The sequence below is a fragment of the Anabaena cylindrica UHCC 0172 genome, assembly GCF_034931625.1.
In the GTDB taxonomy this organism is placed as follows: Bacteria; Cyanobacteriota; Cyanobacteriia; order Cyanobacteriales; family Nostocaceae; genus Anabaena; species Anabaena cylindrica_A.
Genome location: NZ_JAYGGY010000079.1, coordinates 117,125 through 139,826, shown reverse-complemented (window position 1 = coordinate 139,826; position 22,702 = coordinate 117,125). Strand labels below are relative to the sequence as shown.

Genomic DNA, 22,702 nt, shown 5'->3' with positions numbered 1-22,702 from the left:
GTACTGAGTGTAGAGTAAGAAGAAAAGTAATGAGTAATTTTCCACTCAATAAACACTCAATATTCCTCGCAAAAGTTTCACTCAGTACTCAGTACTCGGTACTTAACCTTATGGCAAAAACCAAAAAATCCCGCAAAGCAAAAAAGCAGTCGTCGGCTGATACACCTACTCTCAGTCTTAAGGAACAATTAGCCCAGAAACGACAAGCTACCCTAGCTCGCAAAGAATTTATCAGCTTACTAACTACTGCTGGCGGTACTGGCTTATTTTTAGGATTAATGATTTTTTTTGTCGGGGGAATTAAACTAGCAATTCCCGCTGTGCTAGGTATTGTCATACTGTCATTTTCCTACAAATACCCACGCCACGCTATATACGCCTTTATCATCTACTTACCTTTTGCCGGGACAATTATTTACTACATTGGGAATAATCCCGTCATACAATTAGCTAAAGATGCTTTTTATGTCCCTGCTGCGATCGCACTTTGGCAAACTTGCCGCAAGAAAAAGCAACCCTTTATTGTTCCCCAAGCCATTAAAACCCCATTATGGATCGTCTTTGGCTGCTCTATGCTCACGCTGGTGTTTATCAATGGTGGGCAGCAGTTAGACCCATCAGGTGGCGACATACCCTTAGGACTAGGAATTCTCGGCTTAAAAGTATTTTTGGGTTATTTACCCTTAATTAGTTGTGCCTACTATTTAATTCGCAATCAGCAAGATTTTTTGCTGTTATCGCGTACTCAGATTGTCCTCATCCTAGTTTGCTGTCTCTTAGGAATCATGCAATATTTTCTACTCACAATAGGAGTATGCAAAGGGACTGTTGGTGTTGAAGGAGATGCCTTGTTTAAAGCCACACTCGAAGCTCGTTGTTATGTGGGTGGAGCGCTATTATATACACCTGAACAAGGGGTAATTCGATTACCAGGAACATTTGTAGCCCCTTGGCAGTGGTCATGGTTCTTAATTTCTAGTACATTTTTCACCTTTGCTACTAGTTTTAGCGATCGCTCTATTATTTGGCGGATAATTGGTTTAGTAACTCTAGCATTAGTCTTTATGAATGCGGTTGTTTCAGGGCAGAGAATTGCCTTAGCTTTAGTCCCAACCTGCTTCGTGCTTTTGTTATTCTTGACTGGTCAAATTGGCAATCTCAAACGGTTTATCCCGATAGGAGGAGCGATGATTTTAATTTTGGGAATTGCCATGGCAGCTAACCCTGTTGTTGTCCAAGATAGATTAGATAGCTTTACAAGTCGTTGGAATGCATCCCCACCTCAAGCATTTATTGTGGATCAATTTGAGGATAACTGGAAAAGTGTCAAAACTCCTATTGGTTCTGGTTTAGGAAGAGCTACCAACTCGGCTCGCGCCTTGGGTTCAACCAAGTTGGTGGAAACTTACTACCCTAAACTGTTGTATGAAGTGGGAATTGTAGGAGTACTAGCTTTTCTCGGTCTTGTTACCAGTATCACAATTGCTACTTTTAAAGTATATCGCTCCATAAAAGACCGTAACTTACGGACATATGCTGCTAGTATGTGGGTGTTTATACTAGCTATTAGTTATAATACTTATTACTATCCTCTAGATGTCGATCCCGTATGTGTCTATTATTGGTTGAGTATAGGAATATTACTCAAATTGCAATTGCTGGATCAACAACTGAGTCCAGAAGAGAGGCTAATTAACCAAAAAGGTCAGAAAAAACGTCCATTAAAAAATCATCTCAGGAGTCAACCATCTATCTAAAATAAATACTCCCAATCACACAACAACTATTTTTTATTCAGTGTTAATATTTTATAGACATAAATTTTTTAGAGGTGAAATATGTTGATGTAAATATATTTAATTTTTGGAATAGTAGCTTTCAGAAAAAATGGCAAGTATTTGATAATCAGAAATGAAGTTGTGAAGCTCTGAATTAATACAATTTAAATCATCAAAACTTATGGATAATTACCCTTTAATTTCAGTTGTTATCCCTACCTATAGAAGGGAAAAACTTTTGCAAGATAGCATTGTCGATGTCTTAAGGCAAGACTATCCCCATTTTGAAGTTTTAGTAGTAGACCAAACCCAAACTCACGAACCTGAAACTCAAGCTTTTTTAGATGAAATGTCAGCAGCAGATAAAATTAAATTGTTGCGTTTGGATTGGGCTAGTTTACCAGGGGCGCGGAATTATGCAGTCAGAAGATCGCAGGGAGAAATCGTCTTATTTATTGATGATGATGTAGAGTTAGAACCTGGATTTTTAAGCGCCCATGTCAAAAACTATTTGCAAAATCCAGAAATAGGCGCTGTTGCGGGGCGAGTATTTGACAGAATGAAATTAGGCGATTCTGGGGGAAAACTGGAGATTGAATATCTACCCCCAGAAGCAATGGACCCTGGAATTGCTTGGTATCACATTGATTTAGTCCATACTACTAAACCCCAACAGGTACTCACAGCACGGGGTTGTAATATGTCTTTTCGGCGCGAAATCTTTACTAAGTATGGGCTGAAGTTTGATGAGAGGTTTCGCGGTAGTGCGGTGCGGGAGGAGTCAGATTTCTGTTTGCGGGTAAGAAAGACGGGATATAAAATTTGGTATGATCCGGAGGCACATTTGGTACATTTAGGGGAAGAAACGGGAGGCTGTCATGATATTAGTATGCGATCGCTAAATTATCAAATCACTTTCTATCACAACCATTTTTTATTGGGACTGAAAAACCTCACTTTTACCCAGGCTTTACGTCTTTACGGACGTTTGTTTGATTGTCACGTTCTCGGAAATCCACCTTGTTATAAAAGCGGTTCTCCGATTAAAGTTGCAACTCGTGGGTTTTTCTATGTTTTGGGTTTTCTTAAAGCTGTAGGTAGTGTGATCCAATCAATCTGGAATGATGGGCAAGTTTACAGTCGGTTAGATCAACAAGTTTAGATTTTTTATTCTGTAATTAGAATATCATTTCTTTTGGTGGGCATTTTGCTCACCAGAGGAATATGGATTAAATGAACCGCGAAGGCGCGAAGGACGCGAAGGAAGAGGGAAGAAGGAAGAAGGAAGAAGGAAGAGAAAAGAAGATATCTATTTAGTCAAATTAGTCAAACATTATTAAGTTTGTATTCAAGATTTATCATGAGAATTTTAGTTGCTAGTCATACCTATATCGTAGATTTGAATTGCGAAAAATTACGCGCTTTATCAAAACTACAATCAGGAATTGAAGTTACTGTTGTAGTTCCTAAACGCTGGAAACCAGGAGGGGTACAAAATAAAATAATTGAATCTGAATATCGTGATGAAGGTGCATTTAAAATAGTACCTATATCTAATTTTAGTCAAAATCATCAAGGACTTCTGACTTTTGGGGCTGATTTAATCACTTTGTTGCGAAAATTTCGTCCCCATATTATTCATGTTGAACAAGGTTCTAGAGGTTTGGCTTATACACAAATGATTGTCTTAAATCAGCTATTAGGACTTAAAGCTAAGAATATATTTTTTACTTGGTGGAATTTACCTTATGAATTGAAATTACCAATTGCTTTACTAGAAAAATATAACCTTAATAATAGTGACGGAATTATTTCTGGTAATCAAGATGGTGCGGAGATTTTACGTCAAAGAGGATATAATGGAGCAATTAAAGTTATGCCACAATTAGGTGTAGATGAAACCTTATTTACTCCTCAACCACAACCAGAATTAGCAGCTAAATTAGGTATCAATCAAGGAGATTTTGTTGTTGGTTTTGTCGGTCGATTTGTCCCAGAAAAAGGTTTGTTAACTCTATTGCAATCATTAGTATCTTTAAAAGATAAACCTTGGAAATTATTACTATTAGGAAGAGGAGAGTTAAAAGATGAATTAATTAAAATATCAACAGAAAATAATATTCAAGATAAACTGATTATGGTAGAAAGTGTTCCCCATGATGAAGTTGCTAAATATATCAATTTAATGAGTACTTTAGTTTTGCCTTCAGAAACAACTTACAAGTTTAAAACCATAACTGCTGTAGGTTGGAAGGAACAATTTGGACACGTATTAATTGAAGCTATGGCTTGCAAAGTTCCTGTTATTGGTTCCGATTCTGGGGAAATTCCTTATGTAATTGGTGATGCTGGTTTAATCTTTCCAGAAGGTGATATTCCAGCTTTAGCTAGTTGTTTGTTGCAATTAATGGAAAAACCTGATTTGGCTGAAAATTTAGGTGCTTTGGGTTATGAAAAAGCAATGGTTCAATATACAAATAAGGCTTTAGCGCAGCAACAATTTGAATTTTATCAAGGATTAGTTAGTTCTTAGTAAAAGATACTTTTTTTCAAATGTAAGATTACATATCTTCTTCTTCCTTCTTTTCTTTCCTTCGCGCCCTTTGCGTCTTCGCGGTTCATTTAATTGATATTATTTGATTTCAACTAACCACAGAGAAATAGAGGACGCAGAGAGAAGAAAAAAAGATTTGCACAAATAACTAGTATAGTGCGGTCAAACATGAAAATATTACATATTGTTCCCTCGATTTCTTTAATTTATGGCGGTCCTAGTCAAATGGTGTTAGGGTTAGCCCCAGCGTTGGCAAAAGCAGGTGAAGAAGTTACAATCCTGACAACAGATAGTAATGGCGATTTTGGTCAAAAACCCCTTGATGTGCCTTTAAATCGCCCTATCAAGCAAGATGGTTATGATATTATTTACTTTCGTTGTTCGCCGTTTCGTAGATATAAGTTTTCTCTTGATTTATTAAAATGGTTGAAAACTCACGCAAAGGAGTTTGATATTGCCCATATTCATGCTTTATTTTCTCCTGTGAGTAGTGCGTCAGCTTTTATTTGTCGTCAACAAAATTTACCTTATATTTTACGTCCTTTAGGAACTCTAGATCCTGCTGATTTACGTAAAAAGCAACAATTAAAACAGCTTTATGTTAAAGTTTTGGAACGTGGTAATTTAGCAGGTGCAGCAGCTATTCATTTTACTAGCGAACAAGAAGCGAAAATATCAGCAAGATTTGGCGTAAAAACAAAAGATTTAGTGATTCCTTTGGGTGTAATTCCTCCTATGGAAGATGGAAAAAATTCAGTTAGTAATCAATGGAGAATTCCTAATGATAAACCTGTGGTTTTATTTATGTCCCGCATTGACCCAAAAAAGGGTTTAGATTTATTACTTCCTGCGTTAGAAAAATTATTAAATGATGGTTTTAATTTTCACTTTATTTTAGCTGGAACAAATCCCCAAGATCCAATTTATGAACAAAAAATTAAATCTGAAATTGAAAATTCATCATTAAATACACACACAACAATTACTGGCTTTGTTACGGGTGAAGCGAAAAGAAGTTTATTAAAAGCCGCAGATTTATTTGTATTACCTTCTTACTACGAAAATTTTGGCATTGCGGTAGCTGAAGCAATGGTCGCAGGAAAACCAGTGATTATTTCTGACCAAGTGCATATATATCAGCAGGTGGTAGATAGTGAGTCTGGTTGGGTGGGGAAAACTGATGTAGAATCGCTGGTGGATTTATTCAAAGCAGCTTTGTCAAATCCCCAAGAATGCCAGCGACGGGGCTTAAATGCCCAAAAATATGCCTTAGAGAATTTTAGCTGGGATGCGATCGCACAACAAGTAATTCAAGCTTATCAGGAAATTGTGGCAGACCAAAAAGTTTAGAAATTTAAAATTTTGTTGCAACCTGTGGAATGTTGATGGGATAATTCACTGTTCTGTGTCATGATAACACAGTAAAAATATGCCTTCTTAATTACAGGGAATCTCGCATGACTCTCCGTCTTGGTGATACAGTACCCAACTTTACTCAAGCCTCAACACACGGTGATATTGATTTTTACGCATGGGCCGGTGATAGCTGGGTAGTGCTATTCTCCCACCCTGCTGACTTTACACCAGTTTGCACAACCGAATTAGGTACAGTAGCTAAACTGAAACCAGAATTTGACAAACGCAACGTAAAAGCGATCGCACTCAGCGTCGATGATGTAGACTCCCATAATGGCTGGGTGGGAGATATCGAAGAAACTCAAGGAACCGCCCTCAACTATCCCATTCTCGCAGACGCAGACAAAAAGGTTTCCGACCTTTATGACATGATTCACCCCAACGCAGCTGCAAACATCACAGTGCGTTCCGTCTTCGTTATCGACCCCAACAAAAAACTGCGTCTTAGCTTCACCTACCCCCCCAGTACAGGACGCAACTTTGATGAACTATTGCGAGTCATTGACTCTCTGCAATTAACTGATCATTACAGCGTCGCTACCCCCGCTGACTGGAAAGATGGAGAAGACTGCGTAATTGTTCCATCATTAAAAGATCCCGAAGTTCTCAAAGAGAAATTCCCCAAAGGTTACAGAGAAATCAAACCTTATTTACGCATGACACCCCAACCTAACAAGTAATTTCCAGTAACATAAATATTCTTCGTAGGGTGGGTTAGCAACAGCATAACCCACCTTTTTTATTATAATTCAAGCCATTTAGTAGCGATATAATAGAGTCATTTAGGTAAGCAAATATGGAGGAAATCACCATGCTATCATCCCCATTAATGTTGCAAATGCCATCTTCAATGCCAATGACAGACGAACAATTTTTTGAATTCTGTCAAGTAAACCGTGATTTACGCATTGAAAGAAATCAATTTGGAGAAATATCAATCATGTCACCGACAGGTTCAGAAACAGGAAACCGAGAAGGTAATATATTTGGACAATTATGGGTATGGTCAGAAAAAGATGGTACAGGTATCACTTTTACTTCCAGCACAGGATTTAAACTCTCCACAAGTGCAGACCGTTCTCCTGATGCTTCGTGGATAAAGTTAGAAAGATGGAATACACTCACGCCAGAACAACAAAAAAAGTTTGCACCTATTTGTCCCGATTTTGTCATTGAATTAAGATCAGCTTCTGATAACCTGCAACCATTAAAAGACAAAATGCAGGAATATATGCAAGAACCAGGAATACAATTAGGCTTATTAATTGATCGCAAAAATCGTCAAGTTTATATTTATCGTCCTGGACAAATAGAAGAATGTTTAGAAAACCCTGATACTGTAAATTGTGAACCTATTTTACCTGGCTTTATTTTAAATATGAGTAAAATTTGGTAAACAAAATAACTAGAAGGAAATCACCATGCTTTCATCTCCCTTAATGTTGCAAATGCCTTCATCAATGACAGACGAGCAATTTTTTGAATTTTGTCAACTAAACCATGATTTACGCATTGAAAGAAATAGATTTGGGGAAATATCAATCATGTCACCCGCCGGTTCAGAAACAGGTAATCGAGAAATTAACATCCTTGGACAATTATGGATGTGGACAGAACAAAACAATACAGGAATAGCATTTTCTTCCAGCACAGGATTTAAACTCTCCACAAGTGCAGACCGTTCTCCTGATGCTTCGTGGATAAAGTTAGAAAGATGGAATACACTCACGCCAGAACAACAAAAAAAGTTTGCACCTATTTGTCCCGATTTTGTCATTGAATTAAGATCAGCTTCTGATAACCTGCAACCATTAAAAGACAAAATGCAGGAATATATGCAAGAACCAGGAATACAATTAGGCTTATTAATTGATCGCAAAAATCGTCAAGTTTATATTTATCGTCCTGGACAAATAGAAGAATGTTTAGAAAACCCTGATACTGTCAATTGTGAACCTATTTTACCAGGGTTTGTTTTGAATATGAGTAAAATTTGGTAAATAAAATAACTAGAAGGAAATCACCATGCTTTCATCTCCCTTAATGTTACAAATGCCATCTTCAATGCCTATGACAGATGAACAATTTTTTGAATTCTGTCAAGTAAACCGTGATTTACGCATTGAAAGAAATAGATTTGGAGAAATATCAATTATGCCACCTACAGGTTCAGAAACGGGAAACCGTAATTTCAACTTAGCTGGACAGTTATATATGTGGTCAGAGAAAGACAATACAGGTATTTGTTTTGATTCCAGCACAGGATTTAAACTTTCCACAGGTGCAGACCGTTCTCCTGATGCTGCTTGGATAAAATTAGAAAGATGGAATAAACTCACACCAGAACAACAAAAAAAGTTTGCACCTATATGTCCTAATTTTGTCATCGAATTAAGATCAGCTTCTGATAACCTGCAACCATTAAAAGACAAAATGACAGAATATATGCAGGAACCAGGAATACAATTAGGCTTATTAATTGACCGTAAAAATCGCCAAGTTTATATTTATCGTCCTGGACAAATAGAAGAATGTTTAGAAAACCCTGATACTGTCAATTGTGAACCTATTTTACCAGGGTTTGTTTTGAATATGAGTAAAATTTGGTAAACATAAAATTCATAACAATTTATCAAGGATAAAAAACTATACAATCTCATCTAAATTTCCTTAGCGTTCAAGAATACTTTGAAACTGAAAAATCCAGCAATATTCTTCATGAATACATATCATAATTCTGCTAAAATATTATAAGCCTCGTTCACCAACCGAATCTTTTCTTGTACCTGTTTCTGCATTTGTGGCTGATTCACAAATAAATCAGGATGCCATTTTTTCACCAATGTCTTATAAGCTTGTTTCACTTCAGTAAAAGAAGCCGTATCTTGTAACCCTAAAATTTTATAAGCACGAGCAATTTTATCTTTCTCTACTTGTGTCTTTGGTGGATTTTGTGCTTTTTGATTTGCATTTGTTTGTTGCTGTTTCCCTGGAAATTTCATATTAGCTTTCATTTGTGCTATTTCTTGATCAAGTTCCCACGCACGAAATTTAGCTTCTGTTTCTGCGGGATTTGGTGGAGGTGTATAAACCTGCTGACTTGGTGTTTCCACTTTGACTTGAGGAGTATTTGCTTCAGGTGGAGTATAAACCTGTTGAGGGGGTGGTTCTACCTTCTTTTCTGTGTATGTATACTTGCTACTATTTCCTTGAGGTGGTGTTTGAGTATGTGCAGGTTTAGGAGTTTCTTGATAAGGTTGATATTTAGTTTGAATATTTACTTTTTCTAATTCTGTCAATAATTGATTAAATCCATTTTTTAATTGTTTGATATCTTCACGTTTTTGACTAATTTCACGCGGTTCTTGACTAACTTGAAAGTTAATGACTTTCACAGCTTTTTGTTCATATTCAGCTAAAATAGATAAACCCTGACTACTAAAACTAGATAAATAATTTTCAGCCGCAGCTATACAAATTGTTGCTACCTGTTGATGATAAGATTCTTTAGCTGATTTTTCTTCAGCATTTTGAATATTTTGATTTAATAAATAAGAAATACTCCCTACTACAGCAGCACCTACAGGGCCACCTAATAGCCAACCAATACCACCACCTACAGCAATAGAACCAGGATCTGTTATATCATTGGTATTATTTTGTTTTGCAGGTAGGGTTATTTGAGGTATATTGGGAAATGGTATTTTTAAATCTTCTGGTCTTTCTGACTTGAAAAATTCATAAGCTTGATACAGCCATTTTATTATAGCTAATTGCAATTCTGTTAAGTCTTTTTTTAAAGTTTCTTTTTGCCAAGATTGTAAATTGTTTTCTGCTAATGCAACAGCAATATCACTTTGGTATTTAGCTAATAAATTTGGTAAATACAACCAATTACGTAATTCATAAACACTAGTATTAAAACCTTGTTGAATTAGGTCTTTAGCTTTTTGTTTAATATCATTTTTAGCATCTTCTTTATCATCAAATGTTTTAATTTCATTAGCAATTTTATCAATTTTATCTGCTAATAAAGGTTGTATTTGTGAAGTGATTGATTGAATTCTTGGTAAACGTACACCACCAGTATTTTGTTGTAAAATTCCGACTATATTCTGTAAAGCTGTTTCAAAGGCTGCTAACCCGCTACTATTTGCAAGCGCAACATCACCTTTTAATCTTGCACGTAAAGCAGGTAAAGCATCAACTCGATATAAATTACTAAAACCGGCAGGTAATTCGGAACGAAAACTTTCAGCTACGAATAATAAGCGATTTTGTACTTGTTTTTGTTCTTCAGGTTCTAGTAAATTGAGGAAATTAGCTACAAAAATAACTGTTTTAATTCCTCTATCTAATAACCAATCACGTAAGTTTTCTCGTTCTCCTAAAGTCATTAACTTACGTGCGTCTAATAATTGGATAACTAAGTCTGTTCCTAATAACCTATCTCTGACTAAGTTATCTTGTGCTTCTCTGTCATTTGTCCCTGGTAAATCAACAAATTCTATTCCTGTTTCTAAGAAGGGATGAGGACAAAAAACTTCTACAGATGCAACATCTTTTCGCATCTGTCTATTCCCATCAAGAATCGCAAATTTTTGTAAAATATCTGTGCCATTGCGGTAGATTTCTGTACCATCTACCAACATAATTCGAGTTCTAACATCACTACCATATTTAACAGTAATTGCTGCACCTGTAGTCGGAATTAAATCAATTGGTAAAGTTCTATTTCCCAACATTGCATTTAACAAAGTTGATTTACCATGATTAAAGGGGCCAAATACCGCAATCTGAAAATTAGGATTAGCTAGATGATTGGAAATCGCAATGACATCTTGATAAAGCTTGGATTTAGGATCTAAATTTATTAATTTACAAATAGATTTGAGAGAATTTGTTATATCTTGGTAACGTTCATATTGTTTTTGCATATTTGTCTAAATACAATCTGCTTGGTGTAAGAGTGGAAAAATTTAATTGCGTAGGTTGGGTTAAGCGACAGCGCAACCCAACAAATTTTTGATCATGTTGGGTTTCCTTGCGTCAACCCAACCTACAATTGTCTATTTATGTAAGCATTCAGCTAAAACCAGGTTTTAGGGGTTTTGAATTGAGGAGACTTAAATTAGTAATCAGCAATCAGAATGCTTATCAATTCTTTCTTTAGCTGATTGCTGAATGCTTACCTATTAATTAGCTATAATAAGCTAACAAATTGCTGTATGCAGCTTCGATTTTTTGCAGTTGTTCTATGACACTTTCTTGTAAATTTTTCAGACGTTGGAACTCACTTTCACGGTTAATTTCTCGCGTTTCTTTCTGTTTGAGTAAATTATCTAATTCCGATTTGCGAGAAGTGATGTCATCATTAATGCGTTGATTTACTTCTTTTTCGTAAGCATCAAAACACTCTTTAACTGCATCATAAACAAGTGGTGCTTGTTCTTGTGCTACTTGTGGTAAATATTTAACTAACTCTTTTTTGGCAGTTTTAACTAACTCTTTCCGTGCTTGATCTGCTTGTAAAATTCCTACTCCTAAACCTAACAAAGCGAAGCCAATTGGTCCTAGAAAAATACCTGTAACTGCGGTAATTATTCCACCAACACCAATAACGGTGAAGTAGTTTAAAAGGATATTTTTCCAATCAAAACCAGCACCAGCTAAAGCCACACCGGCTAAGTTGCCTCTAGATAAAGATAATAAACCCATTGCCCATTTTGCCCATCCAGGAGAGTTATCATCTTCTGTGGTACTATTGGGGTTTACTTTAACTGGTTGTCCTGTTAATTTTTCGTTGATTTGATTGGTGACTTGACTATAAGAAGCACCATATTGAGCAGCAGAATGAGATAATTCTTTAAAGGCTGAATTCATGTCTTTTTCAGCAGTTAAAGTCCAAGCAGAAAACTTATCTGTAATATATTGTTCAAATGCTTTTTGTAATGCGGTGTTGAAAGCATCTCGTTTACCACTACTCAAGAAATCAAACAAGTTTAATTCTGGTTGATAGCGCAGAAAATCATTTTCAAAGGTGTTACCTAAGTTTAAAACATAGCTACGAAATGACTCAGATACTGTTCTTGCTTGATTATCTCTGGTGTTGATAATTTCTTTTTGGAATTGATCGCGGATAGTGGTGAGTTTGTTAAATTCAGGTTCAACTGAATTAATGCGGTTTTTTAATTCATCAACGTCTTTATCAAGTAAAGGAATACGTCGATCAATCGCTTCACGGGTATGGTTTACAGCTTGTCTAGCTAAGGTTCTGACTTGACGTAATTCTGCGATCGCTCTTTCTCTAGTCAAAAAGGTGTTCAGCGCCCCCATAAACTCAGGAAAACCAGTCTGACTTAAATCAGCTTGGGGATTCTTTAACCTGCGTCTCAGTGCTTGAATGGATGAAATCTCAAATACCCTTTCATCATAGATATCCTGTCCATCTACAGAACAATATTCTGCTAAATTGGCTTTAAATACTTGTCTGAGTCTATCTTCCGCTGATGTTAACTCTTCTACATCATCAGGATCAATTAATGATTCTTTCACCTGATCCCAAGCATTAACTAAGAAGAAAACCGATAAACCTCTACCTTTGATATAATTCTCTAAGTAACGTCTTTCACCTAAAGTACAAGGCTGAGAAGCACGCATCACAAACAAAACTGCATGACAGTTGTTTACATAACCTAAAGATAATTCATTTCGTGCTTCTGTATCATTTAAACCTGGACTATCAACAATTTCAATTCCTTTTTCCAACAAAGTTAAAGGATATTCAACAACTGCATAATCAACATCGGGAAAAGCTTGTTTTTGCTCTTGTTCTAACTTCTTCGCTTCAGCCGGATCAATCGTATATTTATATTTAAAACTTTGAAAATCTAGCTGTTCGGGACTTTTGCCGTTATTAAAATGAATGGTGACTTTTTTTTCTGCCCCATAGCGTAAAATTGTTAATACTGCTGTACAAGGATTTACGTCACTTGGTAATAAATTCTCACCAATTAAGGCATTAAGAAACGTACTTTTGCCTCGTTTCATATCACCCAAAACTAAAAGGCGAAATACACCTTTGTTGAGATTTTTACTGGCTACAGTAATGTCTTCAATATCTCGCGCTAAACTGAGTTTACCTGATGAGCTATCCCCAGCCAACTCTGCTTGATTAATTGTATCCGCGATTTTGTTTAAACAAATAGAAATTTCTGAGCGTGTTTGAGCAACACGTTCTAAATCATTGATAAATCTGTCAGTTCCAACTTGATAATTCATGGTGATGACACTTTATTTAGAGTTTTTAATTTTAGATTCCAAGAAAAGCTTGTAAGTGAGAAAAGCCAAAGCGCCAAAAATAACAACTCCAGCTAACACAGCGGCTACTCGCACTGCAACCAAGGTTGCAATCGCAAAGCCAAAAAGCTTTGCACCGAGAATTACTTTTCTCATCCAAGGCTTTTGAGAAGCTTCGGGTTGATGTTTAACAGTTTGATAAACAGGCGCTTCATTAGGATTAATGTGATTGTCTATTTCTCGCAGTCGCATTTCAACTTTGCGTTGAAGTTCTCGATTGTATTCATCTTGAGATGCCATCAGTATTCACCCCCTCTAGTCAATTACCCTGTATTTTAGCTTACGCTCATAATTGCAACCAACTGTAAAATCACTACTTCAGCCTCAATAACTTGAACAAACGACCAGCAAAGAGCTATATTGCCTCACTTACTGATATTCAATATTTTTTAGTTACTTTTCGGAAATTGTACGTAAATTTCTCACCTGTGAGAGTGTAAGACATTGAGAATAGATTCACTTATAAGCCAAAATTTTGATATGTAAGAACTCAAGTAAATTCAACATGGATATCAAACAAGGATTTGTCGGCACTATTGGTAACACCCCACTGATTCGTTTAAGCAGTTTCAGTGCAGAAACAGGCTGCGAAATCCTCGCCAAAGCTGAATTTCTCAATCCTGGTGGTTCCGTCAAAGACCGCGCTGCACTTTACATTATTGAAGACGCGGAAAAAAAAGGTTTACTCAAACCCGGTGGGACGGTAGTGGAAGGAACTGCGGGTAATACTGGTATTGGATTAGCGCATATTTGCAACGCCAAAGGTTACAAATGTCTGATTATTATTCCCAATACCCAATCTCAAGAAAAGATAGATGCAATAACCACTTTGGGTGCAGAAGTCCGTCCTGTTCCGGCTGTACCTTACAAAGACCCTAATAATTACGTCAAGCTATCGGGCAGAATTGCGGAGGAAATGGAAAACGCAATTTGGGCAAATCAGTTTGATAATTTAGCTAATCGTCACGCCCACTATGAAACCACAGGCCGGGAAATTTGGGAACAAACCGACGGTAAAATAGATGGTTGGGTAGCAGCAACTGGTACTGGTGGTACTTATGCTGGTGTGGCGATGTATCTGAAAGAAAAAAATCCAGCGGTAAAATGTGTTGTGGCTGATCCTTTGGGTAGCGGGTTATACAGCTATATCAAAACCGGTGAAATCAAGATGGAAGGCAATTCTATCACTGAGGGTATTGGTAATAGTCGGATTACAGCGAATATGGAAGGCGCACCTATTGATGATGCTATCCAAATTGATGATACAGAAGCTTTACGTGTTGTTTATCAATTGCTGCGTCAAGATGGGTTGTTAATGGGTGGTTCCACTGGGATTAATGTTGGTGCGGCTGTTGCTTTAGCGAAACAATTGGGGCCAGGGCATACTATTGTGACTATTTTGTGTGACAGTGGTTCTCGCTATCAGTCAAGGATATTTAATCGTGAATGGTTAGCAAGTAAAGGGTTGGTTATTAGTTCTTAGTAATACAATCTAGGGCGGGGAAACCCCGCCCTTACCGGCTTGGCGATGATAAATATTTGTCAGCAGTTATTAATTATTGAGATGATAAACTTATTACCAAAGAATTCAAGATTTAGGTTATTCACTAATACTAGATAACTGGCGTTTATAGTCAAAATGGCAATGAATTAATGTCAACCTTCCCAACTCAGAATCAACCTGACACCTCTAAATGCGTACAGGTGTGCCAACACCGCACTTGTAAAAAACAAGGTGCAGGAGAAGTTTTAGCTGCTTTTCGCGTTTTATCAATTCCTGATGTAGCAGTTACGGCTAGTGGCTGTTTAGGACAATGTGGTAACGGACCGATGGTGCTAGTGTTACCAGATATGGTCTGGTATGGCAGAGTTCAACCTCAAGAAGTTACTCGAATAGTGGAACAACATTTGTTAGGTGGTCAAAAAGTTAAACATATGCTTTATTATCGTTTTCATCCCCAGGGATAAAACTTATTAAAACTATACTAATTCTGCACTCTTGTTCACTGAAGTGAGGAAACTTATGGACATTCAGCAGCTACGTCAATCTTTAAAAATGAAGTGGCTTAGTTACTGCGATGAAAATCGTGATTGGCTGGTTAAGATGCGAGTTTGGCATTCTTATGATGGTGTCAGACGACCTTCTTCTGGTTATATCTTGGCTACTGTATCTGTTTTGGAACCTGAGTTAAACAAAATACTCCCTTTTATTCTGGATTTAAATAATGATCCTGATCAAATAGTCATGGCTTTAGGTCTTCACTTTAATCCTGATGAGGAGTTAGGTTTATTCAAATCAGAGGGTTCTGTGGCTAAAAATGAGATTGTCAGTAAGCCTCCTGTGAAGACGCAGGTTGCAGATACGCCAAGATCAAAGGAACACAAACAGGTGTTATTGAGAATAACTACAGGTGTTGAAGAAAAGTGTCAACCGGTTTCAGTGGGTGCAGTAGCTACACCACTTAATCACCATTCTCCACCAAATCTGCCTTCTGAAATGAGACGGGAACAAACAGTTAAGCGAACTGACAAGTCGGCTGCGCGATCGCTTACCATAACTACAGCAGTTCCTACTCAAACCAAAGGTTTACCTTCTCTCCCCAAAGTGACTGAACCCAATCACAAAGCTAAATTTATGAACATCCCGGTGAAACAAGTTTCCAGTATTTCACCTACTCAGACTAATGCTCGTAGTTTACCTTCTTGGATAGATGAATCTTGTCAAGGTGTAAAATGGCAACAGGATGAAACAATTACGCGCAAGTTGTAAATCGAGATTTTTGACTCAATTCCCTGCACCCTGGCTCTTACGGATACTCGTGAGAAACAAATGGGACTGCAACTACTTCCCCCTCGGTTGCGCCAACTTGCACCTTTAAGCCCACACCACCAGCTTTACTACGGATGTAACCTAGTCCAAAGTGACCATCAGGAGTTTCCGTGTAACTAGTAAGTTTACCGACTTTTTCATCTGCAATTGTAATTACTGTCCCTGGTTCAGCAGCAGCATTCAGACGAATTCCCCACAGGTATTGTTTTACGCCTTTATAAGTATTTAATCTGGCAATGGTTTCTTGACCAATGTAGCAACCTTTGTTAAAGGAAACTGTTTGCCATAACCCTACTTCTAGGGGATTATAATCTTCGGTTAGTTCAAAATCGGGTGCAGGACGACCTTGTAAGATTCGCAAAATTTCCCAAGCGCGATCGCTCAATTCTACCGCACCTAATTCTAAAATTCGCTCCCACCACTTTTGTTTTTCAGCGATCGGGAAAATCAGTGTATATCCAGGTTCAGCCAAGCCACTACCTACAGCAAAAATTACATCATCAACTAAGATGTGGTTTCCATCAGGTTGATCAATAAGCACCCCAGCACCAAGTTTTTCAATAATGCTGTGACTTTGATTGCCAATTAAGCTCAGGATTGCAGTTTCATCACTGGCATCTGTTAATACTACCTTGTCGGCAAAAAAGATATAGCGATCTAACCATTGCATCAAAAATTCACGTCGGTTAGCCGAAACCAACAACAACACAGCATCATTGAGAACATAACCAGTCACCAAGTCGATTGTCCGGGCTGTGGATGTCAAAATTACCGTATCACAGCCTTCTCCTGGTTTGAGGCGTTGGAAATCATTAGTACTTTGGTTGTGTAAAAAGCGGAGACGATCAGCATCAGAAACACGGATAGTTCCCAAATGAGAGCGATCGCATAGAGAAACCCCTTCCCTGGCTGCGTGGATAGCGGTTGCGTCTTTACCGTCAATTGCAGATATTGGCATAGTAATGAAAACTTGCCCTATTTTAATGTTTTTGCCTGCAAAATCTTAGCAAATAAGGGTTTGTTGCTTCAACTTATTTTCAGATAGTCATTTATGCACCGAAAAAAACACAAAACTACATACCCTTCATAATTTTTGTCATCTGTCAAATTTAAGATATACCATTTAAAGGTTTGTTGTGAAATCCCCAAGAAATAGGTCAAATTAAAGATGTAAAAATCGCTTTTTTGGTGTTAAATGTTGAGTATTGGTCAAATTTCTGGAATTAAATCAACAGAAACCAGAACTCTGTTGTCGTCATGATTCGTGTAGGAGTGAATGTGAATACTATGTTTATCCGTAAAAATCTTTTTTGCTTACCAAGTCTAACTGCGATCGCCATTTTAGGTAGTAGTTTATCCGCAACTGCTCAAACAACTCAACCATCTGCAACTGTAATGCCTGAAAATCAGGTGAGCGCAGAATTCCAGCCACAAACCAACGTTCCTACAGAGGTAATACCCACTACCGAAACTGGAGAAAACGTAATTTCTGACAGCCAGTTGAGCGAAGTACAACAATTTCCCAACGCCACCACAGATAAAACTTCTAATCGGACAATCATCCCTGTTCCCGGAACAGTAGCCACCTCATCAATCATGTTGACGGCTGAAGGGATAGAACCTACCTCCGAAACATCTACGGCTCAAGTGGCACAGCCCAATCAAATAGCACAATCGGATATTGATGTAGGAAGATCTACCCGTGGTGGTAGCAGTTATATTGGACTTGCTGGTAATATTGGCTTAAGTGGTGGTACTTCATCCTTAGCCGATGGTAACTTCACCATTATCAGTAAAATAGGTTTCACACGGTCTTTATCTGTTAGACCCTCAGTGATATTAGGGGATAACACTACATTTCTGATTCCCATCACTTACGATTTCTCATTCCAGCAAGTAGGAGATCCCTTTACCGAACGCCTACCCATTGCTCCCTATGTAGGAGTTGGTGCAGCTATTCAAACTGGAGATAACTCTGAAACCGCTGTCTTATTAACTGGTGGTATTGACGTACCTCTAAATAGTAAATTTACCGCCACAGCAGCTATCAATGCAGGATTTTTCGATCAAACCGATGTCGGCCTCTTGGTAGGAGTTGGTTACAACTTTGGCGGATTTTAATTATACTAAAAACGGGTTAAAAGTGTCATTCTGAACGAAGTGAAGAATCTCTGAGATACTTCGCTGCACTACGTTACGCTCAGTATGACATAAGTCCAAATTTCACCCGTTGGCAGTATAAAAGGGAATAGGTCATAAGAGGCAGGGGAGCAGGGAGCAGAGAGCAAGGGGGAAACGGAAAAGGAGCTTGTACCTGCGCCCAGCCCCCTGCTTCTACCTACGGTGTACACACATCCTAACCCAGAGAGAGTTTTCAGCCCTAAAAACCGAATTTAACTGTAAATCCAGTTCCCCTCCTCGCTTGCGGGGAGGGGCTAGGGGTGGGGTTGGGTGTTATGACACAAAAGAGAATTTCCCGACTTGTTATGTACACCGTAGCCTGTATCTACTGGGGACTAACTTTATCAATCACTTTGATTTTGCCATCATCTCCCACTGTCCAAACATCGTAGACTCCAACGACATCGCCATTAGCATCAACATCTACGTTGCCACTAGCTCCTTGATAGTTAATTTTTTTACCCTCTTTTAGTAACTTCAGACCTTCACAGACATCTGTTACTTCTGTACCTTCTCCACCAGCTACTTCCCGGATTTTGCCAGCAATACCAACACCTGTATTTTCTTTAGCCGCTTGTGCTGCCAATGTTAACAAAGCAGCAGCATCCCAAGCTTGAGGTGCATACTCTCCTGGGGAACCGCCTTTTTTCTCTTGCCAAAGTTTTTTGAAAGCTGCTAATGCTTTACCGTCAGAACCAGGAACTGTACCAATAGCACCTGATAGCAGATATTTGCCATCAGGACTTTTACCTACTTGCTCAGGAAAACTATCTGACTTCACTCCATCTGTCAGCATAATTTGTACTCCTTTGGCTACACCTTGTTGGTAGGCAGCTTTGAGGAATAAACTTCCTGTTTCGGCATACATGACAGCCAATACTGCATCTGGTTTACCCGCAAAAGTAGCACCGGCTTCAGTATCAAATGTTTGAGCTTTGGGGTCGTAGCGGACAGGTTTATCTTTATTAACTATGGTTCCGCCTAATTTTTCAAAGGTTTCAACAAATGCTTTTTCAAAACCTACGCCATAGTCGTTGTTAATGACGACTGTAGAAACTCTTTTAAAACCTTTTTTCTTCGCAAGTTGGGCTAAAGCCAGTGCTTGATAGGTATCTGGGGGAGCAGTCCGCGCCCAAAATCCTTTAAAGTCACCTTTTTGGGCTTTGTCTGTAAATACGGGGCTGGTACTACCAGGAGAAACCAGCATAACTTGATTAGGCGTGGCAACGGAAATAGCTGCGGTAGAAACGCTACTAGCAAAGGAACCAACTACACCAGCTACTTTATCGACAGTTGCTAATTTAGTCATCCCAGCAGCACCTGCTTTGGGGTCGGTTTGGTCGTCTACTTCTACTAAGGTGACTTTTTCGCCATTGACTCCACCGCAAGCGTTAACTGTATCAACAAGCAAGGGAACGGAACCAACCATTTGCTGGCCTATGGAAGCCAAGTCACCTGTTGTTGGTAACAAGCTGCCAATTTTCAACCCTTTAGTACTACCAGATGTGCTATTTGAGTTAACTGCTGGGGTTGGGTTAGTTGTGGTGGTATTTTCACAAGCAGCCATGAAAAAGCCGCTGGCTATAGTAACTACACTTAAGGTCAGGGCAACACTAATTTTAGACATATATCACTTTTAATGTTTAGTCAATTTGTTTGGTGGAGATGTGCGGCGATTCGTCACCCACCCCATCACTCATCTGATTAAAATCAAATATTGTTCAGAGGTAGCACTCTTCTCCGCCCCAAAATTCATCTCGTCCCTCGCTTTTAGGTGAGTTAGCAGCTTGTTTTGGATCAAGCTAAATAATAACACCCCTCTGAAGGAGTATAATTGCCTAGAAAATATTAATCTTTGTAAACTCACAAATCACTTGATATGTGTTACTTAAAAACGGAGAGGGAGGGATTCGAACCCTCGGATGGACCTTACGATTCCATCAACAGATTAGCAATCTGCCGCTTTCGACCACTCAGCCACCTCTCCTGGTCATGGATACTAATAGTAGCAGATGTTTTGAGTTAAGTCAATATCTTTTTTGAACTTAGGCAAAAACCTATTTTTTCTTGTCTCAATTTAGTAGTTAACCATTGTACGGACGGAGTCACCGCCCGTACAATGGTTAAAGTACTTGCGATCGCATCCAAGCCGTTGGCAAAGTGCGGAATTTTTGCCATTGGGGGACGTAGGCACGCTGACTGAAAACTTCATAATCATTGCGCTCAATCACATCTAGAATTTGCCCATACAGCATAGATGCTGCCCAAACTGGCCAACGGGCATCGGGTGCTAGGTAAGAAACTCCCCTATCTGCCTGAATATAGAATTCACGGGCGCGAGCAATTTCAAAGCGCATGAGGGAACGCCAACGGTCATCCACCACACCTTTAAAAAAGTCTTCTTCGGTGTAGTTGAATTTGGCCAAGTCTTCCAAGGGGATGTAGATTCGCCCCCGTTTTGCGTCCTCACCGACATCCCGAAGAATATTGGTGAGTTGATTAGCAATTCCTAGAGCGATCGCTTCTGCTGTGGGAACATAAGGCTGTTGGTTTTGATGCCACGGTGCTGTATAGACACTTTGATCTATACCCATAATTGCCGTTGACATTAAGCCGACAGTACCAGCAACCCGGTAGCAATAGAGGTATAAATCCTCAAAAGTTTCATAACGACTACGATATAAATCCATGCGTTGACCAGCAATCATATCCCGGAAAGGTTGAATGTCTATGGCAAAGCGTTGGAGAGTATCCACTAAAGCTACATCGTAGTTATCCAAGGGGCAGCCCGCAAAAATCGAATCCAGCTGCTTTTCCCATAGTTCTAGGGTTTCTGGGGTGGTAAGAGCAGATGCGGGCCCATCTACTAATTCATCTGTACGGCGACACCAAGCGTATATTGCCCAAACAGATTGACGCTTTGCCGGACTCATCAACAATGTACCCAGATAAAATGTCTTGGCATACTTGGCAGTGAGTTCCTGACAAAGTTTGTAGGAATTGTCTACAGAGACCAGCGTTTTCATGCGCGGGGGGGAATCAGGCAGTTGCAGCATTCGTTGCAGGCGGTCGAGTTAGCGTTTGCAGGTTTGAAGTATTTGCCTCTGGCAGCGATTCGCAAATCGCCTGCGCTGTTAGCTTACCAGAAAGTACGGCACCTTCCATACTGCCTAAATAGCGTTGCATGGTATAACTCCCACTCAGAAAGAAATTAGTAATGGGGGTTATTTGGGGCGGACGGTACTGTTGACGACCAGGGGTCGCTTTGTAAACTGAACGCGGCGTTTTTACCACATGATATTTCAGCAATTTTGCCGGATTGTCTCCTTTCAAGTCGTCGGGAAAGAGTTTTTCCAATTCGACTATGGTAGCAGAGACAATTTCCTCTTCGGTTTTGCTAATCCAGTCTTTGGCCGGTGCGAGAACTAATTCCAGCATTGAGCGGTCAGGATCAGCATATTCACGACAAGTGTTGCTCATATCAGCATAAACGCTGAGGAGGGGCGATCGTGAAAATAACAGGTGATCAATATCTGTTAATTTCCGATCAAACCATAAATGAATGTTAATTACTGGCACGCCTTCCAAACCTTCTAGCTTCTGGAAAAACTCCATTTGCTGCCAAGGTTCTGGCAACATGACTTTCAATGGGTCAACCGACATGGCTGATACGTAAAAGTCTGCTGTAATAACTTCATCCGGTTCTCCATTTAACCCGCGTAGCAAGAACCCTTTTACTGTACCATCCGGGTTGAGCAAAATCTCTTTTAAGGGCGCGTTGAGCCGGACTTCTCCACCACCTTCGGTGATGTAATCAACGATGGGTTGGCACAGGCGTTCTGTGGGAGAACCATCCAAAAACGCTATTTTAGAGCCATATCGCTCTTGCAAAAAGCGATTTAGGGCAGTTAATAAAATTGTTGCCGAGACTTCATCGGGATTGATAAAGGTCAGTGCCTTACAAGCAGCGATGAAAACGTCACTTGTGACCCGCTCATCAACACCTTGTCTTTTCAACCACTCTAAGAAGCTGTACTTATCCATTTCCTCAACATACTTTTGTCCCCTCACTACGGCTGGAAGCAGTCCAATGGCGAAACGAATCTTCTGCTCCCATGTCAACATATCGTTATTACGAAGAATTGCCGCAATGACATTAAAAGGAGATGGAATATCGGGAACATCAAAACGTGAAAGTGTTCCAGGTTGATCGGGTTGATTAAAAATCAGTGTATGCTCTTTCCACTGAAGTCGGTCTTCAATACCCAACTCCTTGAACAATTGCAGCATATTGGGGTATGCCCCAAAGAAGGCGTGTAATCCGGTTTCGTACCAGTCGCCGTCAGAGTCTTTCCACGCTGCCACAAGGCCACCCAATACGTCTCGGCTTTCCAAGACAATGGGAGTATGTCCTAAATCTGTGAGATATTTGGCGCAGGAAAGTCCTGCTAAACCAGCACCCGCGATAGCTACGCTGCACTTCGTGTTCGCTACTCGCATTTAAACCTACTGCTTTTCAATATTTCTTAACTGTTTTCTCGTTCTCATTATATGTTGCAATCCGTTACATTTGGCATCACTTCC

The 22,702-nt window shown here is 39.0% G+C and carries 19 protein-coding genes and 1 tRNA gene; 12 read left to right on the top strand and 8 right to left on the bottom strand.

Annotation, left to right across the window (positions count from 1 at the left end; translation table 11 throughout):
- Positions 1-110 precede the first annotated feature (110 nt).
- From hpsL to VB713_RS15490, 8 genes are all read left to right on the top strand, one after another.
- Positions 111-1,757, top strand: coding sequence for a hormogonium polysaccharide biosynthesis protein HpsL (hpsL, locus tag VB713_RS15525; protein ID WP_323312409.1), 1,647 nt, complete (start codon positions 111-113; stop codon positions 1,755-1,757).
- 202 nt (positions 1,758-1,959) lie between these two features.
- On the top strand, positions 1,960-2,940 hold the full coding sequence (gene hpsN / locus VB713_RS15520) for a hormogonium polysaccharide biosynthesis glycosyltransferase HpsN (protein ID WP_323312408.1): 981 nt from the start codon (positions 1,960-1,962) through the stop codon (positions 2,938-2,940).
- Between the two features lie 198 nt (positions 2,941-3,138).
- A complete protein-coding gene (gene hpsO, locus VB713_RS15515; RefSeq protein WP_323312407.1) occupies positions 3,139-4,311 on the top strand; it encodes a hormogonium polysaccharide biosynthesis glycosyltransferase HpsO in 1,173 nt (390 codons plus the stop codon).
- A gap of 189 nt (positions 4,312-4,500) precedes the next feature.
- The gene (gene hpsP, locus VB713_RS15510; protein ID WP_323312406.1) at positions 4,501-5,682 is read left to right on the top strand and encodes a hormogonium polysaccharide biosynthesis glycosyltransferase HpsP; all 1,182 of its coding nucleotides are present in this window, start codon (positions 4,501-4,503) and stop codon (positions 5,680-5,682) included.
- Positions 5,683-5,789: 107 nt separating this feature from the next.
- Positions 5,790-6,428: a peroxiredoxin gene (locus tag VB713_RS15505; RefSeq protein WP_323312405.1), complete on the top strand. Its 639-nt coding sequence runs from the start codon at positions 5,790-5,792 to the stop codon at positions 6,426-6,428.
- Between the two features lie 131 nt (positions 6,429-6,559).
- Positions 6,560-7,144 carry a Uma2 family endonuclease gene (locus VB713_RS15500; protein WP_323312404.1) on the top strand — a complete coding sequence of 195 codons (585 nt, stop codon included), beginning with the start codon at positions 6,560-6,562 and terminating at the stop codon, positions 7,142-7,144.
- 25 nt (positions 7,145-7,169) lie between these two features.
- Positions 7,170-7,748 carry a Uma2 family endonuclease gene (locus VB713_RS15495; RefSeq protein ID WP_323312403.1) on the top strand — a complete coding sequence of 193 codons (579 nt, stop codon included), beginning with the start codon at positions 7,170-7,172 and terminating at the stop codon, positions 7,746-7,748.
- Positions 7,749-7,773: 25 nt separating this feature from the next.
- A complete protein-coding gene (locus tag VB713_RS15490) occupies positions 7,774-8,358 on the top strand; it encodes a Uma2 family endonuclease (protein WP_323312402.1) in 585 nt (194 codons plus the stop codon).
- A gap of 119 nt (positions 8,359-8,477) precedes the next feature.
- Here the strand turns inward: VB713_RS15490 and VB713_RS15485 are convergent, their stop codons facing one another.
- The 3 genes from VB713_RS15485 to VB713_RS15475 all read right to left on the bottom strand — a co-directional run bounded on the left by VB713_RS15485 (position 8,478) and on the right by VB713_RS15475 (position 13,347).
- Positions 8,478-10,685, bottom strand: coding sequence for a dynamin family protein (locus VB713_RS15485; protein WP_323312401.1), 2,208 nt, complete (start codon positions 10,683-10,685; stop codon positions 8,478-8,480).
- Positions 10,686-10,947: 262 nt separating this feature from the next.
- The gene (locus VB713_RS15480) at positions 10,948-13,029 is read right to left on the bottom strand and encodes a dynamin family protein (RefSeq protein ID WP_323312400.1); all 2,082 of its coding nucleotides are present in this window, start codon (positions 13,027-13,029) and stop codon (positions 10,948-10,950) included.
- 12 nt (positions 13,030-13,041) lie between these two features.
- The gene (locus VB713_RS15475; protein ID WP_323312399.1) at positions 13,042-13,347 is read right to left on the bottom strand and encodes a hypothetical protein; all 306 of its coding nucleotides are present in this window, start codon (positions 13,345-13,347) and stop codon (positions 13,042-13,044) included.
- A 265-nt stretch (positions 13,348-13,612) separates the two neighbouring features.
- Between VB713_RS15475 and VB713_RS15470 the strand changes: the two genes are divergently transcribed.
- The 3 genes from VB713_RS15470 to VB713_RS15460 all read left to right on the top strand — a co-directional run bounded on the left by VB713_RS15470 (position 13,613) and on the right by VB713_RS15460 (position 15,877).
- Positions 13,613-14,590 (top strand): cysteine synthase A, encoded by a 978-nt coding sequence (locus VB713_RS15470; RefSeq protein ID WP_323312398.1) that lies wholly within the window; start codon positions 13,613-13,615, stop codon positions 14,588-14,590.
- Positions 14,591-14,760: 170 nt separating this feature from the next.
- Positions 14,761-15,075, top strand: coding sequence for a (2Fe-2S) ferredoxin domain-containing protein (locus VB713_RS15465; protein WP_323312397.1), 315 nt, complete (start codon positions 14,761-14,763; stop codon positions 15,073-15,075).
- A gap of 55 nt (positions 15,076-15,130) precedes the next feature.
- Positions 15,131-15,877: a DUF5331 domain-containing protein gene (locus VB713_RS15460; protein WP_323312396.1), complete on the top strand. Its 747-nt coding sequence runs from the start codon at positions 15,131-15,133 to the stop codon at positions 15,875-15,877.
- Between the two features lie 37 nt (positions 15,878-15,914).
- On the opposite strand, the gene VB713_RS15455 is transcribed toward VB713_RS15460, so the two are convergent.
- Complete coding sequence (locus VB713_RS15455; protein WP_323312395.1) at positions 15,915-16,895, bottom strand: folate-binding protein; 981 nt, start codon at positions 16,893-16,895, stop codon at positions 15,915-15,917.
- Positions 16,896-17,194: 299 nt separating this feature from the next.
- Between VB713_RS15455 and VB713_RS15450 the strand changes: the two genes are divergently transcribed.
- The gene (locus VB713_RS15450; protein ID WP_323312394.1) at positions 17,195-18,058 is read left to right on the top strand and encodes a hypothetical protein; all 864 of its coding nucleotides are present in this window, start codon (positions 17,195-17,197) and stop codon (positions 18,056-18,058) included.
- A gap of 385 nt (positions 18,059-18,443) precedes the next feature.
- On the opposite strand, the gene VB713_RS15445 is transcribed toward VB713_RS15450, so the two are convergent.
- The 4 genes from VB713_RS15445 to pds form a co-directional block, all read right to left on the bottom strand.
- Positions 18,444-19,745, bottom strand: a complete 1,302-nt coding sequence (locus tag VB713_RS15445; RefSeq protein WP_323312393.1) for an ABC transporter substrate-binding protein — start codon at positions 19,743-19,745, stop codon at positions 18,444-18,446.
- A gap of 268 nt (positions 19,746-20,013) precedes the next feature.
- Positions 20,014-20,105, bottom strand: a tRNA-Ser gene (locus VB713_RS15440).
- A gap of 136 nt (positions 20,106-20,241) precedes the next feature.
- On the bottom strand, positions 20,242-21,174 hold the full coding sequence (gene crtB / locus VB713_RS15435; RefSeq protein WP_323312392.1) for a 15-cis-phytoene synthase CrtB: 933 nt from the start codon (positions 21,172-21,174) through the stop codon (positions 20,242-20,244).
- The gene (pds, locus tag VB713_RS15430; protein WP_323312391.1) at positions 21,158-22,618 is read right to left on the bottom strand and encodes a 15-cis-phytoene desaturase; all 1,461 of its coding nucleotides are present in this window, start codon (positions 22,616-22,618) and stop codon (positions 21,158-21,160) included. The genes crtB and pds overlap by 17 nt, the downstream gene beginning before the upstream one ends.
- Positions 22,619-22,702 lie beyond the last annotated feature (84 nt).

What these genes read in the sequence shown, in the direction of transcription:
- hpsL (WP_323312409.1), top strand. Translation starts at nt 111, where the DNA reads ATGGCAAAAACCAAAAAATCCCGCAAAGCAAAAAAGCAGTCGTCGGCT.
- hpsN (WP_323312408.1), top strand. Translation starts at nt 1,960, where the DNA reads ATGGATAATTACCCTTTAATTTCAGTTGTTATCCCTACCTATAGAAGG.
- hpsO (WP_323312407.1), top strand. Translation starts at nt 3,139, where the DNA reads ATGAGAATTTTAGTTGCTAGTCATACCTATATCGTAGATTTGAATTGC.
- hpsP (WP_323312406.1), top strand. Translation starts at nt 4,501, where the DNA reads ATGAAAATATTACATATTGTTCCCTCGATTTCTTTAATTTATGGCGGT.
- VB713_RS15505 (WP_323312405.1), top strand. Translation starts at nt 5,790, where the DNA reads ATGACTCTCCGTCTTGGTGATACAGTACCCAACTTTACTCAAGCCTCA.
- VB713_RS15500 (WP_323312404.1), top strand. Translation starts at nt 6,560, where the DNA reads ATGCTATCATCCCCATTAATGTTGCAAATGCCATCTTCAATGCCAATG.
- VB713_RS15495 (WP_323312403.1), top strand. Translation starts at nt 7,170, where the DNA reads ATGCTTTCATCTCCCTTAATGTTGCAAATGCCTTCATCAATGACAGAC.
- VB713_RS15490 (WP_323312402.1), top strand. Translation starts at nt 7,774, where the DNA reads ATGCTTTCATCTCCCTTAATGTTACAAATGCCATCTTCAATGCCTATG.
- VB713_RS15485 (WP_323312401.1), bottom strand. Translation starts at nt 10,685, where the DNA reads ATGCAAAAACAATATGAACGTTACCAAGATATAACAAATTCTCTCAAA.
- VB713_RS15480 (WP_323312400.1), bottom strand. Translation starts at nt 13,029, where the DNA reads ATGAATTATCAAGTTGGAACTGACAGATTTATCAATGATTTAGAACGT.
- VB713_RS15475 (WP_323312399.1), bottom strand. Translation starts at nt 13,347, where the DNA reads ATGGCATCTCAAGATGAATACAATCGAGAACTTCAACGCAAAGTTGAA.
- VB713_RS15470 (WP_323312398.1), top strand. Translation starts at nt 13,613, where the DNA reads ATGGATATCAAACAAGGATTTGTCGGCACTATTGGTAACACCCCACTG.
- VB713_RS15465 (WP_323312397.1), top strand. Translation starts at nt 14,761, where the DNA reads ATGTCAACCTTCCCAACTCAGAATCAACCTGACACCTCTAAATGCGTA.
- VB713_RS15460 (WP_323312396.1), top strand. Translation starts at nt 15,131, where the DNA reads ATGGACATTCAGCAGCTACGTCAATCTTTAAAAATGAAGTGGCTTAGT.
- VB713_RS15455 (WP_323312395.1), bottom strand. Translation starts at nt 16,895, where the DNA reads ATGCCAATATCTGCAATTGACGGTAAAGACGCAACCGCTATCCACGCA.
- VB713_RS15450 (WP_323312394.1), top strand. Translation starts at nt 17,195, where the DNA reads ATGATTCGTGTAGGAGTGAATGTGAATACTATGTTTATCCGTAAAAAT.
- VB713_RS15445 (WP_323312393.1), bottom strand. Translation starts at nt 19,745, where the DNA reads ATGTCTAAAATTAGTGTTGCCCTGACCTTAAGTGTAGTTACTATAGCC.
- crtB (WP_323312392.1), bottom strand. Translation starts at nt 21,174, where the DNA reads ATGCTGCAACTGCCTGATTCCCCCCCGCGCATGAAAACGCTGGTCTCT.
- pds (WP_323312391.1), bottom strand. Translation starts at nt 22,618, where the DNA reads ATGCGAGTAGCGAACACGAAGTGCAGCGTAGCTATCGCGGGTGCTGGT.